16 protein-coding genes and 1 riboswitch are annotated in these 20,452 nt (G+C 57.9%); of the genes, 8 read left to right on the top strand and 8 right to left on the bottom strand.

Features of this window, described 5'->3' with window-relative positions; all coding sequences use genetic code 11:
* Nucleotides 1-144: 144 nt before the first annotated feature.
* Nucleotides 145-2,835, top strand: a complete 2,691-nt coding sequence (gene acnA, locus NHF56_RS17785) for an aconitate hydratase AcnA (RefSeq protein WP_252807048.1) — start codon at nt 145-147, stop codon at nt 2,833-2,835.
* A gap of 98 nt (nt 2,836-2,933) precedes the next feature.
* On the opposite strand, the gene NHF56_RS17780 is transcribed toward acnA, so the two are convergent.
* From NHF56_RS17780 to NHF56_RS17765, 4 genes are all read right to left on the bottom strand, one after another.
* On the bottom strand, nt 2,934-3,917 hold the full coding sequence (locus tag NHF56_RS17780) for an alpha/beta hydrolase (RefSeq protein WP_252807046.1): 984 nt from the start codon (nt 3,915-3,917) through the stop codon (nt 2,934-2,936).
* A 29-nt stretch (nt 3,918-3,946) separates the two neighbouring features.
* A complete protein-coding gene (locus NHF56_RS17775; protein WP_252807043.1) occupies nt 3,947-4,351 on the bottom strand; it encodes a thioesterase family protein in 405 nt (134 codons plus the stop codon).
* A 167-nt stretch (nt 4,352-4,518) separates the two neighbouring features.
* Nucleotides 4,519-5,535: an alpha/beta fold hydrolase gene (locus NHF56_RS17770; RefSeq protein WP_252807041.1), complete on the bottom strand. Its 1,017-nt coding sequence runs from the start codon at nt 5,533-5,535 to the stop codon at nt 4,519-4,521.
* 339 nt (nt 5,536-5,874) lie between these two features.
* Nucleotides 5,875-6,387: a DUF6622 family protein gene (locus NHF56_RS17765; RefSeq protein ID WP_252807039.1), complete on the bottom strand. Its 513-nt coding sequence runs from the start codon at nt 6,385-6,387 to the stop codon at nt 5,875-5,877.
* 87 nt (nt 6,388-6,474) lie between these two features.
* Between NHF56_RS17765 and NHF56_RS17760 the strand changes: the two genes are divergently transcribed.
* The 5 genes from NHF56_RS17760 (at nt 6,475) to NHF56_RS17740 (ending at nt 12,667) form a co-directional block, all read left to right on the top strand.
* Nucleotides 6,475-7,284 carry a LytTR family DNA-binding domain-containing protein gene (locus tag NHF56_RS17760; protein WP_252807037.1) on the top strand — a complete coding sequence of 270 codons (810 nt, stop codon included), beginning with the start codon at nt 6,475-6,477 and terminating at the stop codon, nt 7,282-7,284.
* Nucleotides 7,285-7,918: 634 nt separating this feature from the next.
* Nucleotides 7,919-10,846: a helicase-related protein gene (locus NHF56_RS17755; RefSeq protein WP_252807345.1), complete on the top strand. Its 2,928-nt coding sequence runs from the start codon at nt 7,919-7,921 to the stop codon at nt 10,844-10,846.
* Nucleotides 10,843-11,244 carry an RNA-binding S4 domain-containing protein gene (locus NHF56_RS17750; protein WP_252807035.1) on the top strand — a complete coding sequence of 134 codons (402 nt, stop codon included), beginning with the start codon at nt 10,843-10,845 and terminating at the stop codon, nt 11,242-11,244. The genes NHF56_RS17755 and NHF56_RS17750 overlap by 4 nt, the downstream gene beginning before the upstream one ends.
* Before the next feature lie 144 nt (nt 11,245-11,388).
* Nucleotides 11,389-11,727, top strand: a complete 339-nt coding sequence (gene fdxA, locus NHF56_RS17745; RefSeq protein ID WP_252807033.1) for a ferredoxin FdxA — start codon at nt 11,389-11,391, stop codon at nt 11,725-11,727.
* 370 nt (nt 11,728-12,097) lie between these two features.
* Nucleotides 12,098-12,667: a CarD family transcriptional regulator gene (locus tag NHF56_RS17740; RefSeq protein ID WP_252807031.1), complete on the top strand. Its 570-nt coding sequence runs from the start codon at nt 12,098-12,100 to the stop codon at nt 12,665-12,667.
* Between the two features lie 60 nt (nt 12,668-12,727).
* Here NHF56_RS17740 and NHF56_RS17735 read toward each other — a convergent pair whose 3' ends face one another.
* The 4 genes from NHF56_RS17735 to thiB all read right to left on the bottom strand — a co-directional run bounded on the left by NHF56_RS17735 (nt 12,728) and on the right by thiB (nt 17,647).
* Nucleotides 12,728-14,236, bottom strand: coding sequence for a M48 family metalloprotease (locus tag NHF56_RS17735; RefSeq protein ID WP_252807029.1), 1,509 nt, complete (start codon nt 14,234-14,236; stop codon nt 12,728-12,730).
* 149 nt (nt 14,237-14,385) lie between these two features.
* A complete protein-coding gene (locus tag NHF56_RS17730) occupies nt 14,386-15,027 on the bottom strand; it encodes an ATP-binding cassette domain-containing protein (protein ID WP_252807026.1) in 642 nt (213 codons plus the stop codon).
* Nucleotides 15,024-16,637, bottom strand: coding sequence for a thiamine/thiamine pyrophosphate ABC transporter permease (gene thiP, locus NHF56_RS17725; protein WP_252807024.1), 1,614 nt, complete (start codon nt 16,635-16,637; stop codon nt 15,024-15,026). The genes NHF56_RS17730 and thiP overlap by 4 nt, the downstream gene beginning before the upstream one ends.
* Complete coding sequence (thiB, locus tag NHF56_RS17720; protein ID WP_252807022.1) at nt 16,637-17,647, bottom strand: thiamine ABC transporter substrate binding subunit; 1,011 nt, start codon at nt 17,645-17,647, stop codon at nt 16,637-16,639. Before thiB ends, thiP begins: the two co-directional genes overlap by 1 nt.
* 44 nt (nt 17,648-17,691) lie before the next feature.
* Nucleotides 17,692-17,794: riboswitch (TPP riboswitch) on the bottom strand.
* Between the two features lie 81 nt (nt 17,795-17,875).
* Here thiB and NHF56_RS17715 point away from each other — a divergent pair.
* Nucleotides 17,876-18,520: a thiamine diphosphokinase gene (locus NHF56_RS17715; RefSeq protein ID WP_252807021.1), complete on the top strand. Its 645-nt coding sequence runs from the start codon at nt 17,876-17,878 to the stop codon at nt 18,518-18,520.
* 1 nt (nt 18,521) lies between these two features.
* Nucleotides 18,522-20,339, top strand: coding sequence for an ABC-F family ATP-binding cassette domain-containing protein (locus tag NHF56_RS17710; RefSeq protein WP_252807019.1), 1,818 nt, complete (start codon nt 18,522-18,524; stop codon nt 20,337-20,339).
* The last annotated feature ends 113 nt before the right edge of the window (nt 20,340-20,452 follow it).

The following is a 20,452-nucleotide window of genomic DNA, read 5'->3' as shown; positions in this document are numbered from 1 at the left end:
TATATCCTAGCGCCGAACTTGAAAGTCTTCAGACTGTCACGGGCGGACAGCGGAAATGGCTGCACCCGCACCCTATCACTTCTTACCCAAGTGTTCGGGCGTCCGCGCGTCAAGATTTGGCGAACAGACGTACGGGGTTTTTCAGTGGCAAAATCACTCGACAGCTTCAATTGTCGTTCGACGATCACCGTCAACGGCAAAGAATTTGTTTACTACAGCCTTCCCGAGGCTGAAAAAAACGGCCTCACCGGCATTTCCAAGCTGCCCTTCTCCATGAAGGTGGTTTTGGAAAACCTGCTGCGCAATGAAGATGGCCGTTCGGTCACCAAGGCCGACATTGAAGCTTGCGCTGCATGGCTGACCAACAAGGGCAAGACCGAAGCTGAAATCGCCTACCGCCCGGCCCGCGTGCTGATGCAGGACTTCACCGGCGTTCCAGCCGTTGTTGACCTTGCAGCCATGCGTGACGGCCTCCAGGCGCTCGGCGGCGATCCGGAAAAGATCAACCCGCTCGTTCCCGTCGATCTCGTGATCGACCACTCCGTGATCGTCGATGAATTCGGTTCTGCCACCGCCTTCGCGCGCAACGTGGAACTGGAATATCAGCGCAACGCAGAGCGTTACAAGTTCCTGAAATGGGGCCAGCAGGCGTTCAAGAACTTCCGCGTTGTTCCCCCCGGCACCGGCATCTGTCACCAGGTGAACCTTGAATATCTGGGCCAGACGGTCTGGACCAAGGAAGAAGACGGCGAAACCACCGCTTATCCCGACACCTGCGTTGGCACCGACAGCCACACGACCATGATCAACGGTCTTGGCGTTCTCGGCTGGGGCGTTGGCGGTATCGAAGCTGAAGCGGCCATGCTCGGCCAGCCGGTTTCCATGCTTCTGCCGGAAGTCGTTGGCTTCAAGCTCACCGGCAAGCTGAAGGAAGGCTGCACGGCAACCGACCTCGTGCTGACCGTTGTGCAGATGCTGCGCAAGAAGGGCGTTGTCTCCAAGTTTGTCGAATTCTTCGGCCCCGGCCTTGACGCCATGTCGCTTGCCGACCGCGCCACCATCGGCAACATGGGTCCGGAATATGGCGCAACCTGCGGCTTCTTCCCCGTTGACGGCGAAACCATCAACTACCTCACCATGTCCGGTCGCGACACCGATCGCATCGCCCTCGTTGAAGCCTATTCGAAGGCTCAAGGAATGTGGCGCGAAGGCGACGGCTCCGATCTCGTGTTTACCGACACGCTGGAACTCGACCTTGGCGACGTTGTCCCCTCCATGGCTGGTCCCAAGCGTCCGGAAGGCCGCCTGGCGCTGGAAACCATTGCACCGAACTTCGCAACCGCGCTTGAGGCCGAGTACAAGAAGCCCGGCCAGCTGGAAAACCGCTATGCTGTTGAAGGCACGGATTACGATCTCGGTCACGGCGATGTCTGCATCGCAGCCATCACGTCGTGCACCAACACATCGAACCCATCGGTTCTGATTGCTGCCGGCCTGCTTGCCCGCAACGCTGTCGCCAAGGGTCTGAAGTCCAAGCCGTGGGTGAAAACCTCGCTGGCACCCGGATCGCAGGTGGTCGCGGAATATCTGAACAATTCCGGGCTCCAGAAGGACCTGGATGCGCTCGGCTTCAACCTCGTTGGCTTCGGCTGCACCACCTGCATCGGTAACTCTGGTCCGCTGCCGGGTCCGATCTCCAAGACCATCAACGACAAGGGCCTGATTGCCGCTGGCGTTCTCTCCGGCAACCGCAACTTCGAAGGCCGCGTGTCGCCGGACGTCCAGGCAAACTACCTGGCCTCCCCGCCGCTCGTTGTGGCTTATGCGCTCGCCGGCTCCGTCCAGAAGGACCTCACCAAGGATCCGATCGGCGAAGACCAGAACGGCAATCCGGTTTACCTGAAGGACATCTGGCCTTCCACGCAGGAAATCCAGGAATACATCATGAAATATGTGACGCGTGAAATTTACGCGGCCAAATATGCTGATGTATTCAAGGGTGATGAAAACTGGCAGGCTGTTCAGGCCCCGTCCGGTCAGACCTACACCTGGGACGACGAATCGACCTACGTGCAGAACCCGCCTTACTTCGTGGGCATGGGCGCACAGCCGACGCCGGTCTCCGACATTGTCGGCGCTCGCGTTCTCGGTCTCTTCGGCGACAAGATCACCACCGACCACATCTCGCCGGCCGGTTCGATCAAGGCGGCTTCGCCTGCCGGTGAATATCTCACCGAACACGGCGTGGGCGTTGCAGACTTCAACCAGTACGGCACGCGCCGCGGTAACCACGAAGTCATGATGCGCGGCACATTTGCCAATATCCGCATCCGCAACCACATGCTCGGCCCGAACGGCAAGGAAGGTGGCTACACGATCCACTATCCGTCGAAGGAAGAGATGTCGATCTACGACGCGGCCATGAAGTACAAGGAAGAGGGCGTTCCGCTCGTCATCTTCGCCGGTGTTGAATACGGCAACGGCTCGTCCCGTGACTGGGCTGCCAAGGGCACCAACCTGCTCGGCGTTCGCGCCGTGATTGCCCAGTCGTTTGAACGTATCCACCGTTCGAACCTGGTTGGCATGGGCGTCGTTCCCTTCGTTCTCGAAGAGGGCACCACCTGGGAAAGCCTCGGCCTCAAGGGCGACGAAATTGTCACCATCGAAGGTCTGGCCGGCGTCAAGCCGCGCGAAAAGAAGATCGCCAAGATCACCTTCGGCGACGGCTCCAACAAGGAAGTCCCGATCATCTGCCGCATCGACACGCTGGACGAGATCACCTACGTCAACAACGGCGGCATCCTGCAGACGGTGCTTCGGCAGCTGGCTGCTTAAGGGATTAGGTACAAAGAGCGAAAAGGCCGGGCATGTTGTCCGGCCTTTTTTTACATGCGTTCCTCTATCTGCCTTTCGCTGCTGGCCTATGGAGAGGCTCAATCCTTCCCCAGCACGAAATCGCGAATGATCTGAGCCGTCTCCGGCTTGTTGTAGACGTCCAGATGCCCGGTTTTGTCCAACAGCACGTAGCGCCCCTTCTCTGTCGCTTCAGAGAGCGTCGGCTGATAGGCTTCTGCTTGAAAGGCTTCATCGTCGCGCCCGGCGATCAGAAGGAAAGGCGGAAGCGCTGCGACGTCTTTCAGGTAGTCTGCCCGCGGCGCATAACTTTCATTCAGCCGATAGGAATAGGATTGCGTTGCGGTTGCCCCGAGAGGGCCTTGCAGAACGCTGTCGGGAAAATTGAACTCGATAGCCGTCAGGCCGTTGAGCTGGCTAATTCCGATCATGTTCAGCATCTTCAGTCCGGCGATGCGGCGCACCAGCGCATGCGCCCAGCCGCCGCTATTGGGCCGCATGGTTGGCGCGTTATATTTCAAGAACGGAGCGATCAGCACAGCCTGATCGAGATCGGACCCATGACGGCCGCCGGCATAGCGAATAACCAACCCGCCGCCGCTCGAATGTCCGCCAAGAACGAGCTTCTGGCCAGGATGCCGCAAAATGCTGATGAGTTCGGCAATATCGTCTTCCAGCTGTCCGATGTAATTGACATCCCCGCGCCGCTGAGGATGGGGCCCGTGGCCACGCAGATCAGGCAGGGCGACCGCGATGTCGCCCTCCCCATGGACCGCTTCGGCAAACTGCACATAGCCTTGACCGTGCCAGCCAGAGCCATGAACAAAGACCAGAAGCGGGACATCGTCGCTCTTGCCGGGCAGATAGCGGTATCCAAGCGTCGTCCCGTCACCGGCTTCATAATAGCGCAAGGGTATATCGGCAGTTCCCCCAAGGCGTGTTGCCTCAAACTGCAGGGTCTTTCCGGATATATGACCGGAAGCCGGCTGGCTGAGAATGAGGCCAAAGGCAATGACGAAGAAAATCGCGACGCTGATCAGCGCGAACTGAATGACAATGTGCATTTTTTGGAACGCCCCCCAGGCTCAGAGCCTCAAGCCAGAAGCTTTGCCGCGCCGTCAATCATCTCCTGCGGCAGCGGCGCGGATTTGCGGGCAACAAGATCGAAGAGGATGGTGGCAATGGTGATTTCAGCACAGAGGCCGCCCGTTTCTGTGTTGTACATCGCATGATGCAATGTCAGGGACGTGCGTCCCACCTTCAAAATCTTGCTTCGCACTTCGATCAGGCTACCGACAGGCAATTCGTCCAAAAAGTCCACGTCATAATGGCGATCGGCCCATCCGAGTTTGCGCTCTTCCAACCAGGCAGAGCGATAACCGGCCGCCGCCACAAGGTGCCAGGAGGCATGATCGAACGCAGCGATATAATGCTGCACGTTCATATGTCCCATAACATCGCATTGCTGCGGCGAAACAACGCCTTTGTATGTGATCATCCAACCCCTCCTCAATAGCCCCTTTGCCAGCGGCAAAGGTTAACACCGAGGAGGTGGAGAATGCCATCTACAGGCTGAAAAATATGGTTAATAATTTGTTATTACACAATATTTTGTAGAGAACAAACCGGGAAAGCAACGATGTGGGCGATTCGTCTGTGATTCGTTCACGGTCTGATCGAGGTGTTAATTTTATCACCCGAAACAAGCCTTCCGGCGATTGCACGCAAGTCCTCCGGCACGTCGAGATCGGGGACGTGAACTGGCTGCTCACGCGCCACCCGTGCCTGCGCATTCTGCGCCGGGAGAGCGAAACTCGCAGCCGCACCTGGAAGCGATTTCAAACCGTTCATCTCGACAAAAGCGTTGACCACGCGGTTGAAATAGGCGTGTTGCTCCACCATCGGCAAATGCCCGGAGTTCGGAAGCAGCACTGTTTGCACATTGGGCAACTGCCTGGAAACGTTGAGCTGGTGCACCGCAGGAACCACATAGTCTTTCAGCCCGATGACATTCAGCACCGGTCGTGTGATCTTCGGCAGGCTTTTCATGATGCTCTGGTGGCGCAACCAGGTGGCCATGGCAACAATGTCCAGCGGGTTTGACAGCAACAGCTGGCGGCGCACGTTTTCCATGCTCTCAAGCGTGACTTCCGTTTCCCACGGGCAGGCACGATCGCCCACGCAACGGGCCGCGCCCATCCTGAAATTGTCCGGTGTTGAAATCCACCGCGAAAAGAGCTTCATGAAAATGGCTGGACCGAGGAATGGCATCATCAGAATTCGTGTCGCGATACTCTCCTGGCCTTCGAAACGGCCACAGCCAAACCCCCCGGCCAGAATAACACCATCGACCAGATCGGGTCTCCTTGCCGCCACAAGAAGACAGAGATGCGCACCGGTGGAATGCCCAACCAGCGTCACAGGGTTGCCGCCAAAATCGCGTTCGATTACCTCTGCATAGGCATCAACAATCATATCTGTGCAAAGACCGGCGCGCTCCTCGTCACTCAATGTCCACGGATAATGGCCCGGAAGGGGATAGGCAGCACTCATGCCCGAAAGCAATTTGTCGGGGGTGAAGCTTCGCCAGAAAACCGGTGCCATCGTCATTCCATGAAGCAGGACAAACCGGGGACCCGGCTCTTTGCTGATCCACTCTGCTGACGGCACGCTCAGTTTCATCGTTTTGCTCCTGGTTTCCCAACGCAGAAGCAGACATTTGGTTCCTCGAAAGAGGCGGTTTATTTCCTTTACAGCGTCTTAACGCGATCCCCAAAAGGTTAAAGAAGCGGCGAAAAAGGGCGATCAAGCGGCAAGACGACTTGCGCAAAATAGTCGCCCCCGCCGCTAAAACCACAGCATGTAGTATAGAACGAAACAAAAACAGAGCCCCGTCAGCGATTCGTCGCCGATTCGTTCCGGCTTTGATCGAAAAGTAAAAGATGGCGAGGAATTTCGCTTATTTAACAATATATTAACCAAAATTTCGCGCGCCGATCACTTCGCCATCACGATGGAAAATTACCCACGCTGTGCGCTGGAAACAACCTCGCCTGTGTTTGATGAACGCAGATGCGCGATCGCGCGGCTGGTCATGAAGCCGACACTGAAGCCATTGAACAGGGCGGCGGCCAGCTGCGCATTCGTCGCCACCGCCGGATTGATGACGGCTAGAACACCTGCGATATAGTTGCCTGAAAAGACGGCGAGAAATATGCAGATGGAAATCCACTCGCCCTCGATCGCCAGTTTGCCGTCGGCCAGGCGTTGGGTGTTGCGCGCTGGCTTGAGGAAGACGACCGCCCAGAGCCCACTGAGAATGCCGATCAACGTCAGCAACAAGGTCTCGTTGCCGGCCTGTCTGGCAATCAATTGGACAGCATCCAGCAAAATGAAGATTGCCGGTATCAGCATGAGAGAAATTGGATGAATGACGCGGTCCCGCGTCATGGTCCATCCGCGGTAGACGAGAGCCGCCAGAATGGCCCAAACCCAGATCGGCGTATGCGTTACGATGCCGACAAGAAATTGCATGATCTTCTCCGTTTGTTTATTGCCTTGAACATGTCCCGGAAGGGATGCGGTTCAGCTCTCATCAGATGCGAAAGGACACAACGGCAGATGCGCGAAACGCAGCCAAGCTACGTGGCCGACAGCCCCCTGCAATTCGCGCTTCGTGAAACGCGAAAGGGATTTCGTTCGCTCCAGCAATGGGCTGTTCTGCTGGCGCTTATCGTGGTGCTGACCGTCTCCGGTCCTTTCGGCACCCTGGACACGCTGGCGCTGCCCCAGAGGCTCGGCTTTTGGGCTGTTATGGTCGTTTTGGGTTTTGCTGTGGGCGATTTCACCGCGTCCAACTGCCGCGTAGCGCTGATCAAACGCGGTTGCCCGCAGCCGTTTCGGGTTGTGATCACCGGCGTGGCTGCAGGTGTCGCCGTCCTGCCGGTAGCTCTCTCTGTCGAATGGTTTGCCTTCGGAAGCGATATATTCGATCTTGCCTTTATTCTAAAAAACAGTGGCTACACGGTGCTCATGGGGATCATTGTCGCAGGCATCGTGACGATCCTGCTGAACAAGAAAGCCACTGCAGGAACGGCCTCTCGGGCGGAAGATGGAAAATGTCGGCTGCTGGAGCGTCTGGCCTTTGCCAAGCGAGGCGATCTGATTTCACTTTCTGTCGCCGACCATTATGTGGAGGTGACCACAACCAAAGGCACACAGCTGCTGCTGATGCGGTTGAGCGATGCGATCAGCGAATGCGCGCCCACAGCCGGACTGCAGATCCATCGGTCCCATTGGGTGGCACTCGTCGCAATCAAGGCAGTCGAACGCCGCAACGGAAAAGTCATGATTGAAACGGTCACGGGCCAGCATCTGCCCGTCAGCCGCTCCTTCCTGCCAAAGGTGCGCGAAGCCGGATTGCTCGCTTGAACGCGCCTCACTGATTCGCAAATCACTCATCGGCGCTCCGTTCCATCGGACTGCATAGCGGCACCAGATAATAACAAAAGATGAAATGTCGCCATCCAGTGGTTAACAAACCGAGGGAGAACCACATCCGCCCGGAGTTAATGCGCAGCGAAATAGCGTCAGCCTAAAGGAGGAGCTACGAGATATAGTGGAGAACAAAGCCGCAACGGGCCGAGGTCGGCGATTCGTCGCCGATTCGTTCCGCCTTTGATCGGTTTATTAACGCAGGCGCGTAGAATCAGCATAATTTACAATCTGTTAACCATAATTGGAATTGTCACTTGCATGGCCCTTGGGGAAGAAAGCCGGCCTGGAAGCTGGCCAGCGAGCGCAAATTAACGACTCATCACGATCTGGGGCGGCGAGCGGAGAATCCACAATATATAGCCGTGAACAAAGATCGAACGGTAAAGAGTCAGCGATTCGTCGCCGATTCGTTCCCACGCTGTTCCAACAGGCCCGATTTCGACGAAAAAAACCGCAATGGGAAGGCAATCTTCCCTTGCGTCGAATGCGACCTATATGCATTGGTGCTGGCGCCTTCGAAATTCAATCAACTCCGCCAGCCGGAAGTGAACACGTGACGATCCAGCCGATGATCCTGAGTGGTCGCGGGGTAACCGCGGTCCTCGGCCCGACAAATACGGGCAAGACCCATTTCGCCATCGAGCGCATGGTGGCGCACGGCTCAGGCGTCATCGGACTGCCGCTCAGGCTGCTTGCCCGCGAGGTTTATGCGAAAGTCTGCGAAAGGGTCGGTGTCGCCAATGTCGCGCTGGTGACGGGTGAAGAAAAAATTTCACCGCCAAACGCGCGCTACACAATCTGCACCGTCGAGGCCATGCCACGTGAGACGAATGCCGCTTTCGTCGCCATTGACGAAGTGCAACTCGCGGGCGACCTGGAACGCGGACATATTTTCACCGACCGCATTTTGCACCTGCGCGGGCGCGAGGAAACCCTGCTTCTGGGTGCTGGAACAATGAGCGGCATCCTGCGGCAGCTTCTGCCGGGCCTGACGGTTGTGGAACGTCCACGCCTGTCACAGCTCTTTTACGCTGGCCAGAAGAAGATCACCCGCCTGCCGCCCCGCTCGGCCATCGTCGCCTTTTCCGCCGATGAGGTTTACGCCATTGCCGAGCTGATCCGGCGCCAGCGCGGTGGTGCAGCCGTGGTTCTGGGCGCACTGTCGCCGCGCACGCGCAATGCGCAGGTAAGCCTCTATCAGAACGGCGACGTGGATTATCTCGTCGCAACCGATGCCGTCGGCATGGGCCTGAACCTGGATGTCGACCACGTCGCCTTCGCGCAGGACCGCAAATTCGACGGTTATCAATACCGAAACCTCAATCCCGGCGAACTGGGCCAGATTGCCGGGCGCGCAGGACGCCATATGCGTGATGGAACCTTTGGCGTTACCGGCCATGTCAGCCCCTTCGACGAGGAATTGGTGGAGCGAATCGAAGCCCATGAATTCGACCCTGTGAAGGTGTTGCAGTGGCGTTCGAAGGCGCTCGACTTTTCGTCCCTGCGCGATCTCGATGAAAGCCTGAATGCAACGCCTGTGCTACCTGGCCTTACAAGAGCTTTGCCCGCTGTCGATATGCTGGCGCTTGAAAACCTCTGCAAACTGCCTGAGGTAAAGGACTTGGCTACGACGCCGGCGCGCATTGAAAAGCTTTGGGAAACTTGCGCCCTGCCGGACTATCGCCGTATTACGCCGGCACAGCATGCTGATATTATTCTGACGCTTTATTCCGATTTGATTCGGCAGGGTCATATCAATGAAGATTATATGGCCGAACAGGTAAAACGGGCCGGACGCACAGACGGCGAAATCGATACTTTGTCCGCCCGTATTGCGCAGATCAGAACCTGGACTTATGTGTCTAACCGCCCGGGATGGCTTGCCGATCCGACACACTGGCAGGAAAAAACGCGTGAAATAGAGGATCGCCTCTCTGACGCGCTACATGATAGGTTGACGAAACGCTTTGTTGATCGCAGGACATCTGTGCTCATGAAGCGCCTGAGAGAGAATGCGATGCTGGAAGCTGAAATCAGTGTGAATGGTGATGTCTTTGTAGAGGGGCATCATGTGGGACAATTGGCGGGCTTCCGCTTTACCCTGGCCAATGCAACCGAGAGTGCAGAGGGCAAGGCAATGGCTGCGGCGGCTCAAAAGGCGCTGGCGCTGGAGTTCGAGGCGCGTGCTGCCCGCATCCACGCCGCCGGAAACGGTGATCTGGCATTGGGCTCGGACGGCGTCGTGCGCTGGGTCGGTGATCCCGTTGCCCGCATCACATCCGGCGATCACATTCTGCGACCACGCGTTGTGCTTCTGGCCGATGAACAGCTGACCGGTCCGGCCCGCGATCACGTTGCAGCCCGCATCGAACGCTTTGTGAACCATCACATCGCAACCGTGCTGAAACCGCTGGACGATCTGTCCCGCGACGAGGAACTGCAGGGCATTGCCAAGGGCCTGGCCTTCCAGTTGGTGGAAAATCTCGGCGTGCTTTTCCGTCGCGACGTTGCCGACGAGGTCAAGAGCCTGGACCAGGATGCGCGCGGTGCCATGCGCAAGCTCGGCATTCGCTTCGGTGCTTACCATGTTTTCATGCCGGCTCTTCTCAAGCCCGCGCCCGCAGAACTGATCACGCTCCTTTGGGCGCTGAACAATGATGCGATGGACAAACCCGGCTACGGCGACCTGATCCCGGCGCTGGCTGCAGGCCGCACCTCGATTGTCACCGAACCGGGCTTCGAACGAACATTCTACAAGCTTGCGGGCTTCCGTTTCCTTGGAAAGCGCGCCGTGCGCATTGACATCCTCGAGCGTCTCGCTGATCTGATCCGCCCGCTTCTGCAGTGGAAGCCGGAAAGCGGTGTACGGCCTGAAGGTGCTTATGACGGTCGTCGTTTCACCACCACGCCCGCCATGCTCTCGATCCTGGGTGCGACAGCCGACGATATTGAAGAAATTCTCAAAGGGCTCGGTTACCGCGCCGACAGCGTTTCAGCTGAAGAGGCGAAGACATTCCTGCAGGAGCAGGACGCGAAATTTGCCAAGCCTGCGGCTGAAGCGGACAAGTCTGAAGAGGGCGCGCAAGCTGAGGCTGCCGTGACCGAAGAAAAAGCTGAAGGCGAAGCAAACGCGGAGCCGGCTTCACCGGCAGCAGAAACCTCTGCCACAACCGATGCGGCGGAGCCTGTGGCCGAGGAAGAGCCGAAGCCGGTTCTCCTATGGCGGCCAGCAGGTCGCAATGACAATCAGCGGCAGGGCCACCGTCGCGGTGGTCACCAGGCCAACCAGGCCCATCAAGGCCAGCCCGGAGAGCAGCGCGGACGTGGCAAAGTGCCGCACAAGGGCAAAGGCGGCGGAAAGGGCGCGCCCGGCGGCAAACATCAGCAGCCGCGCAAGGACGGCGGCAGACCCGCCCCTCAGCGCAAGGAAAAGCCGATAGACCCCAATTCGCCCTTCGCAAAATTGGCAATCCTGAAGGACCAGCTGAAGAAATGACGACAGAAGACGGGCCGGACATCGTTGCACGCCAGCGCATCGACAAATGGCTCTTCTTTACCCGCGTGGCAAAGTCCCGTTCTCTCGCGCAGACCCTGATTTCATCGGGGCGCGTGAAGGTGAACGGAAGCCGCATCGCGCAGCCTTCGGTCAACGTCAAACCCGGCGACACGGTTGAGGTCACGCTCGACCGGCGCGACCTTGTTTTGAAAGTGGTGAGTGGCGGTTCGCGGCGTGGTCCTTACCAGGAGGCACGCCTGCTCTATGAGGATCACTCCCCGCCCCCACCGCCGAAAAATGAACTGACGCCGTTCGAGATCGCCACGCGCGCTGCCGGCAGCGGAAGACCGGAAAAGAAGGATCGCCGCGCGCTCAATCGCCTCTTGGGCCGCGGTTAGCGGATTGCACACGCCCTGCCGCAAACTTCTACTACGGACGCGACAAAATTGAGCGTTCTTTTGCCTTGCCAATCCCCCGCAAAGCCTTTACCTCACGGCGATAATTGGAACGTGCCAGACGATTGAGACTTACTGGAGCGCCGCATGACCTATATCGTTACCGACAACTGCATTCGTTGCAAATACACCGATTGCGTTGAAGTCTGTCCCGTTGATTGCTTCTACGAGGGCGAAAACTTTCTTGTCATTCATCCTGACGAATGCATTGACTGCGGCGTCTGCGAACCCGAATGCCCGGCTGAAGCCATCAAGCCCGATACCGAACCGGGGCTGGAAAAGTGGCTCGAGATCAACACGAAATACGCTGCTGAATGGCCGAATATCACGGTCAAGCGCGAGCCGCTTGAAGACGCCGAAAAATATGACGGGGAAGAAGGAAAGCTCGAGAAATATTTCTCATCCAACCCCGGACAAGGTGATTGAAGACGCCCTGATGATCCGCCAGCGGCGTTTCGTTGGTTCGACCGCGCCACCAAGGTGAAAACGTCGATAGGGCAGCATCGGTGCCCTATCGGAACCAAATCATTGATTTCTTCGCTTTTTTGTGATAGGGTCTTTTTTACTGTCACGGCTAGGTGCAGCGCGCCTGCATATAACACCACGAAAGCAAACGATCCGAACACGCGGCCAACCCCTCGATATTGCAACACCGCGTTGCAACGTTATGACCGCATTGCTCTCTTCTGTTGCGCCTATAGTCAGGACAGCACCTTAGGACCCACCGTGCGGCGGGCCCCGACTCATCCGGCACATTGGTAACTGCCGGAAGCGTAACAGGGAGTTTTTGAAACGCATGACGACCCAGCAGAAAAAATCAGCCAACCGCCACAACTTCAAGACCGGTGAATCCATCGTGTATCCGGCTCATGGCGTGGGGCAGATTACCGCTATCGAAGAGCAGGAAGTCGCGGGCATGAAGCTCGAGCTCTTTGTCATTGACTTTGAAAAAGACAAAATGCGCCTGAAAGTGCCGGTAGCGAAAGCCGTCAGCATCGGCATGCGCAAACTTTCCGAGACCGATTTCGTCGATCGCTCCTTGAAGGTTCTTCAGGGCAAGGCCCGCGTCAAGCGCACCATGTGGTCGCGCCGCGCACAGGAATATGATGCAAAGATCAATTCCGGCGACCTGATTTCCATCGCTGAAGTCGTTCGTGACCTTTATCGCGCAGAAAACCAGCCTGAGCAGTCCTATTCCGAGCGTCAGCTTTATGAAGCCGCCCTCGACCGTATGGCACGCGAAATCGCGGCTGTGAACAAGGTGTCTGAAACCGAGGCCGTGCGCCTGATTGAGGTGAATCTCAACAAGGGTCCGAAGCGCGGCAAGACAGTCGACGAAGAAGATCAGGACGAAGAAGCGGCATAACAATCGCCATTCGTTAGAACAGAATACCGAGAACCCCGGCCTCAAAACCGGGGTTTTTGCTTATTCGGAGATAATCTTGACCTTCTGACCGGCTGAAACCGAGCCGCCCACCGGCAGCGCATTAATGAGACGGAAAAGCTCAAGCTTGCGATCCGTGCCACGCATGCGTCCAGCAAGACTTGCGACCGTGTCGCCGGGCCGCACCGTGACCACGCGCACCCTGAGCGGTTTCAGGGAAGCGATTTCAGACGCGTTCATCTTGCGGAAGCTGTTGCGGATGGAGGAGGCAACGCGTTCCAGGTTGGCCGATCCCTTCGGCACGGCAGTCAGGAACCGATAGATCTGCTTGTCGATGCGGATGACGGTCACGTCAAAATCCCACCGGTCGGCGCTTGCACGCGCCGTAGCCGCTTCGAGGCCATTGAGATCGATAGACTTGATGGTTTCCGGTTTCAGACCGGTGACCCAACCGCTTTGAATATAATCGGGCAGCGAAATGCGCTCGCTGGCAGACACACCGTCGAAACGCACCGCAGTGTCGCCGGGGCCAGTGGCAAGAACAGCCTCTGCCTTGTTGTCGATGTCAAAGCCCGGCGGCACATCGAAGCGGATACCAAGTCCCGAATGCAGGAATGTCCGCCCGCGCACGTAACCCTCTTCCGGCCGATCGCCGTAAAGCAGGCCATCAATGCCTTCGAGATAATAATCGCGGCCCACATCGCCAACTTGCCCTTCCTGGCCGAAAGCACGCGCATGCCGGCGCGCCAGCTCCACGCGCTGCGGCGCATTCGGGTGGCTGGACAGAAAGTCCAGACTGTTATCGGTATTGTTGTCACCTGCGGTGAATTTTGCGTAGGCGGCCATGGATTCAAGGAAGCGTGCCGCCGCATATGGGTCATAACCCGCTTCCCCCAGAGTGCGCACACCGATGACATCAGCCTGCAGCTCCTGATTACGCGAGAAAGCAGCCAGCCGAAGCTTGCCGCGCGCCAAAGCCTCCTGCCCCGCCAGATCGCTGGAAAGAAGCTCGGCAGCAACCTTGCTGGCAATCACCTCGGCCTCTTCGCGCTGTTGGCGCTGAATGCCATGGTTTGCGGTCACATGCGCCATTTCATGAGACAGAACGGCTGCGACTTCCGAAGCATCATTGGCAAGCGCCAGAAGGCCGCGCGTAACATACAGATAGCCGCCCGGCAGCGCAAAAGCATTGATCGCAGGGGAATTGAGGATGGTGATGCGATAGGATTGGGCCGGATTGTCCGAAGCCTGCGTCAAGGCACCCACGATGCGCGCCACCAGCCGCTCGGTTTTCTCATCCTTGTATTCGCCGCCGTAGCTCGCAAGAATATTCGGATGCTCACGCGCACCAAGCTGGGCACGCGGATCATTCTTCTGAACCTCGGAAACGATCTGCGGCGAGCGCGAAGGGCCAATATCATCGCTGCCCGATAGATTGAACACGCTCTGGCATGACGAAAGCGTCAAGAGAACCGGCAAAACGCCAATAAACCCCGCCCTGCGGCGCGCTTGCAGGCCGCATGATTTCAATTGCGCGTTTCTCTTTTCCATAGACCGATCAAAGACCATCCTGATTGCCGCCAAGCCCGGATGGCAGGCTTGAACGCTTTCAACTTATCCGATTTGGATTGCCTTTGCATAGGCGGAACCGGAAAAATCCGGTTACACAGGGCAACGGCCAAATTGTGGCGCACGCGCATTCAACCCGCGATTCTGCCGTTTTCGATGCGAATGGTGTAATTGGCAAGCCTCTCGGCTTCAGCCGGTTCGTGGGTGATGATCAGGATCGTTGCACCCTCGCGGCGGTGGAGTTTGGTGAGCAAGGCGCCCATTTCGACCCGCAGATGCGGATCAAGTGACGCAAAAGGCTCATCCAGCAATAAAACCGGGCGTTTGCGGACCAGCGCGCGGGCAAACGCGACCCGCTGCCGCTCTCCCCCCGAAAGAGAGCCCGGCATCCGCTCCCCAAAACCGGCAAGTCCCACCTCCTCCAGCGCGACGTCAATGCGTGCGCGATCTTCGCCCTTGAGGCGCAGGGCCGGATGAATGCCCAGTGCAACATTTTTGAACACATTAAGATGAGCAAACAGGTTGTGGTCCTGGAAAATCAGCGAGACCGGGCGCGCAGCCGGCGGCGTGTCATTCATTATCGCCTGCCCAATCCTGACCGCACCCGTGTCAGGTGCCACAAACCCGGCAATCAGATTAAAAAGCGTCGTCTTGCCCGAACCCGAAGGGCCGGTGACGGCCACAAAGGAACCCGCATCGATATGCCTATGGAAGTGAAATTCTGCATTCCCGAGTTTCAGACGAACATTGTCGAGGTCGATATCGGCTGTCAAATCGCCTTCTCCTGCGTTCCGCGCGGCGCTCCGGCAATGGCAAGTGTGAGGCAGATGATCGCCAAAAGAAACGCAATCGCTGCCGCATCGTCGCTGCGATAACTGCCGAGGCTCGAATACATCAGCCAGGGCAGCGTAACGATCTGATTGCCGCCGAAAAGGGCTACCGCACCGAGATCACCCAGCGAAAGCGCCGCAGCAAAGGCCCAGCCCATGGCAAGCGGCTTTCGCAGCACCGGCCAGTCAACGATGCGAAGCCGGGCCAGACCGAGAATACCCAGGCTCTGCGCCAACCGCTCCACCCGCAACCGGTGGCTGACGATAGCCGGTTCAAGGACACGTATGGCAAAGGGAAGCGCCATCAAGGCATTGATAATGGTGACCAGAATGATCGGAAGGCTCTCTCCGCGCCCGCGCAGGACCAGAAACCAACCCGTTGCCAACACAACAGGCGGCACGACAAGGATAAGCGACCCGGCACCTGACATGAGGGCCGAAAGCAATCTTGCATAGCCGGCTTTGTTTTCACCCAGCGTGAAACGCGCCACCGAAAGGCAATAGGCGAGAAAGACCGAGATAAGAGCCGCTGAGCCCGCAATCAGCGCGCTGGTGCCTGCTGCCCGCCAGAACAGCGGTCGCGCGGTCAGATCAACGATGGATGCGCTGACTCCTTTGGCGGCAACAGCAACAAGCGGCGAGGCACAGAACACAACGAGGGCAAGGATGAAGACGCCATCCAGAAGGCGCATTGACAGACCGGCACCATCATAGCGGCGATAGCCCATCTGTGTGAGGGCGCGGTCTTCCTGCGCGGAAGGCATCAAGGAGAGAGCCGCCAGCAGCAAGCCCATAAGGCCGACCTGAAGCAAACTGAGCGCCACGGCCAAAGGCGGATCAAAGTCAAATTTCAGGGCCTGATAAATGGCCACTTCCAACGTCGTGGATGCAGGCCCGCCGCCCAGCAGCAGGACCAGCGTGAACGACGTCGCGCACAGCATGAAGATGAGCCCTGCGATACCCGGCAGAAGCCGCAGGATGGCCGGCCATTCCACGAAACGAAAAATCTGCCAGGACCCCATGCCGAGGCTGACGGAAAGCCGCCAATATTGCGGCGGCAGTCGCTCAAGTCCGGCCAGAATGAGCCGTGCAGCCAGCGGCCAGTTGAAAAATACATGCGCAACCAGAATGCCGGAAAGGCCGTAGATACTGATAGGACGCTCAAATCCGAGCGCGTTGAGCCCGTCGTTCAATATGCCCTGTCGGCCCCAGACAGCAAGAATACCGAAGGCACCCACAAGTGCGGGCAAGCCCATGGGTGCCGCCATCAGGCGCACAATCCAGATACGGCCGGGAAACTGCGGCCGCCGGGCAAGCGCACTTGCCACGGGAATGGCACAGAGGATGGAGAGTGCGGTCGATAAAAACGCCTGCCAAAGCGTGAACTGCAGAATATAAAGCGTCCTGGCCGAGAAAATGACCTCCGTGAGCCCCGAACTGCCGATGCGCAACAGAGGAAAGATGGCCGCGAGCACAAAACCGGCTATGCCGCAGAGAGCAAGTGTCCCGGCGGCAATATCGGCATTGAAGCTGCGCCCCGCGGCCTTGGCCATTACCGGGTGCCCATGGCCGCAAGCCATTCATCCACCCACGCCTTACGGTTGGCGGAGACCTCTTCGGCACTCATGAGGAACGTGTTTTCCGGATGAACCAGCTTGTCGAATGCATCGGCCAGTGGCGCAGATGTTTTGGCAGCCGGGAACATCCAGTTGGTTTCAGGGATGATATCCTGAAAGGCCGGGCTGACCATGAAGGAGAGGAATCTCTTGGCAAGCTCCGGATTTTCGCTCGTTTTGGTGCGTCCGGCCACTTCGATCTGAATATAATGACCCTCGGAGAAAGATGCAGCCTGATAACGGTCCGTATCCTCGGCAATCATGTGATAGGCCGGAGAGGTCGTATAAGACAAAACCATCGGCGCTTCACCATTGGTGAACATGCCATAGGCCTCAGACCAGCCGGGCGTAACGGTGAGAACGCGGTCCTTGAGCTTGGACCATGCCTCGCCCGCCTTGTCGCCATAGATGGACTTCACCCAGAGCAGCAGGCCAAGGCCCGGCGTCGAGGTGCGCGGGTCTTCGATCACGATCTTCTGCGACGCATCGCCGTCGACCAGTTCCTGCATGCTCTTCGGCGGATTTTGCATCGCCTCGGTATCGTAGACCACGGCGAAATGACCGTAATCGTAAGGAACGAAAACTTCATCGGAAAAGCCGCCGGGAACAGACACGGCGGACGTATCGACATCAGCGGGCGCAAAAAGTCCGGTTGCTTTGGCGTCAGCAATCAGACCCGTGTCGAGACCGAGCACAATATCAGCTTTGGTCTCCTCACCCTCAAGCTTCAGACGGTTGAGCAAAGCAACGCCGTCTTCCACCCCAACAAAATTGACCTCGCAGCCGCAGCTCTTTTCAAAGGCCTCCTTGACCTTGGGGCCCGGACCCCACTCGGCAGTGAAGCTTTCATAGGTGTAGACGGTCAAGACCTTGTCTGCGGCATGGGACGTGGCCGAAACGGTCAATGCGGCCGCAGCCGTAAGAAGTGAAATGGTTATCTTGCGCATCAGCGCCTCCTCTCTTTTCGATTTCGGGGATAGGCGCTTCTTGGGCATTCAAGACGTCTAATCCCTCCGCCGGTGCTAGCCGGATCAGGTTCCTCGGGTTGGCACAAAGCCTCTCAGCCCAGCAAATGGGCACCCCGTTAGAGCGACACGAGCTTTAACGCCGGCTATTGCGCATTGCAAGTTCGATTACGCTTTGCTTGCCGGGCGCTTTGCGCTATTGGCGCGGATATGACGGTCTTCACCATTCTTCTTGGCGGCAATTTCACACCGAGTAAGCGCACGGCAGCGCTTGTGGCCGGCACGCGATCCGTTGCCGCCGACAGCGGCATGCGCCATGCCAAGGTGCTGGGCCTGACGCCCGAACTGTGGGTCGGCGATTTCGATTCCGCCTCCGCCGAGTTGCGCGCAGAATGGCCCAACGTTCCGCAACGTCCTTTTGATCCGAAAAAGTCTGACACCGATGGGGCAATCGCCGCCAAGGCAGCGCTGGACCGCGGTGCGACATCGCTGATTTTTGTCGGCGCACTCGGCGGGGAACGCACCGACCACGCCTTGATGCACCTGCTTTTTGGCTTGTCTTTGCAGGAGAAGGGCATATCCGTTACATTGACCTCCGGCGAAGAGGAGGCTTGGCCGCTGGAAGCAGGCGAACGGATTTTCAATCTGCCGGAAGAAAGCCTCTTTTCGATTATCGCCTTTTCCGATCTGAGCGATCTCTCCATTTCCAATGCACGCTATCCATTGGATGCTATTCAATTGCAGCTGGGCTCATCGCGCACGATTTCCAATGTTGCGCTCGGCCCGGTCACCATAACAATCGGCAGCGGTAAAGCCATTTTGCTGGCCCGCCCCTTTGACCTGACAGGAGCCTGACTTGGCCCCACCCATTCTGAAACTCGACGATATTCATCTCACCTTTGGCGGCACGCCGCTGCTGGCGGGCGCTGAACTGCAGGTGGAACCGGGCGACCGGATTTGCCTTGTGGGCCGCAATGGTTCCGGCAAATCGACCCTGCTCAAGATTGCCGCAGGCCTCGCGGAAGCCCAAAGTGGCGAAATTTTCCGCCATCCTTCTGCTACCATCCGCTACCTTGAACAGGCCCCGGATTTCGGCGCTTTTGAAACGGTGGAGGCCTATGCCCAAGCTGGCCTTGGTCCCGGCGATGATCCTTACCGTGTTCAATATCTGCTGGAACATCTGGGGCTTGCAGGCACTGAGAACCCGAAAAATCTCTCAGGTGGTGAGGCGCGCCGTGCAGCTCTTGCCCGCGTTCTGGCGCCTGAACCTGATATTTTATTGCTGGACGAGCCGACCAACCATCTGGATCTGACAACCATTGAATGGCTGGAAGGCGAACTGCAGAAAACCCGCTCCGCTCTGGTTCTGATCTCGCACGACCGCCGTTTTCTGGAAAAGGTCTCCACCGCCACCGTGTGGCTCGACCGCGGCACCGCACGGCGGCTTGAAAAGGGCTTTGCCGATTTTGAAGAGTGGCGCGACAAAGTTCTGGAAGAAGAAGCCGAAGCCCAGCACAAACTCGGCAAGGCCATCGAGCGCGAAGAACATTGGATGCGCTACGGCGTGACGGCGCGGCGCAAACGCAATATGCGCCGTGTGGGCGAACTGCAGGATATGCGCAAGGCTTACCGCGAACATCAGGGACCGCAAGGCCAGGCCAAGGCGCAGGTTGCCGACGCCAGGGAATCCGGCAAGCTGGTGATCGAAGCCGAGAAGATCGCCAAGTCCTTTGGCGAACGAACCATCGTTGCGCCCTTCTCCATGCGCGTGCACCGCGGCGACCGGATCGGTTTTGTCGGTCCGAATGGTGCCGGCAAGACAACGCTTCTGAAAATGCTGACGGGCCAGCTTGAGCCCGACGAAGGCATGCTGAAGCTCGGAACCAATCTGGAAATTGCAACACTCGATCAGCGCCGGGAAGATCTCAATCTGGATGACACGCTGGCGCATTACCTGACGGACGGGCGCGGCGAGAGCCTGGTCATTAACGGCGAACAGCGCCATGTGACCGGCTATATGAAGGATTTCCTCTTTCAGCCGGAACAGGCGCGAACGCCGATCCGGGAGCTTTCCGGTGGTGAACGGGCACGGCTGATGCTGGCGCGCATTCTCTCACGTCCAGCAAACCTGCTCATTCTCGACGAGCCAACCAACGACCTCGACATTGAAACGCTTGATCTGTTGCAGGAGATCGTGGCCGGTTTCCCCGGCACCGTGCTTCTCGTTTCGCACGACCGCGATTTCCTCGACCGCACCGTGACCTCGACAATTGCGCCCGCAAACCCGGAAAATCCCGATGGGCGCTGGATCGAATATGCAGGCGGCTATTCCGACATGCTCGCCCAGCGCAAGCTGACCGAAAAGGAAGAGCGCGCCGAGGCAAAGAAGGAAAAAGCAAAAGCGCCTGCGAGCCAGCCGGAAAAACCGAAGGGCCAGGGCAAGCTTTCCTACAAACAGAAATTCGCGCTCGAAAACCTGCCCAGGCAGATGGAAGAAGCAGAAGCCAAGGCGGCCAAGCTGGAGGAAAAGATGGCTGATCCAGCCTTTTTCAACAAGGACCCGGCTGGCTTCAACAAAGCGGCCGCCGACCTGCAAAAGCTGCGCGACAGCATAGTCGCAATGGAAGAGGAATGGCTGGAACTTGAGATGCTGCGCGAGGAGCTGGAAGGCTGATTCCAGCTGCTGCGACAACGCGCCTCAGGCCGTTTTGCGGATGTGGCGGTAATGCGGCTGTAACATGAACAAACCGTAATTTTCCTGCCCCCTTTTTGTCAAAATTCGAGCTG

Source organism: Rhizobium sp. L1K21 (genome assembly GCF_024055895.1).
Classification (GTDB): domain Bacteria; phylum Pseudomonadota; class Alphaproteobacteria; order Rhizobiales; family Rhizobiaceae; genus Ensifer_A.
The sequence above is the reverse complement of the archived record's forward strand: the minus strand, read 5'-3'. Positions and strand labels throughout refer to the sequence as shown.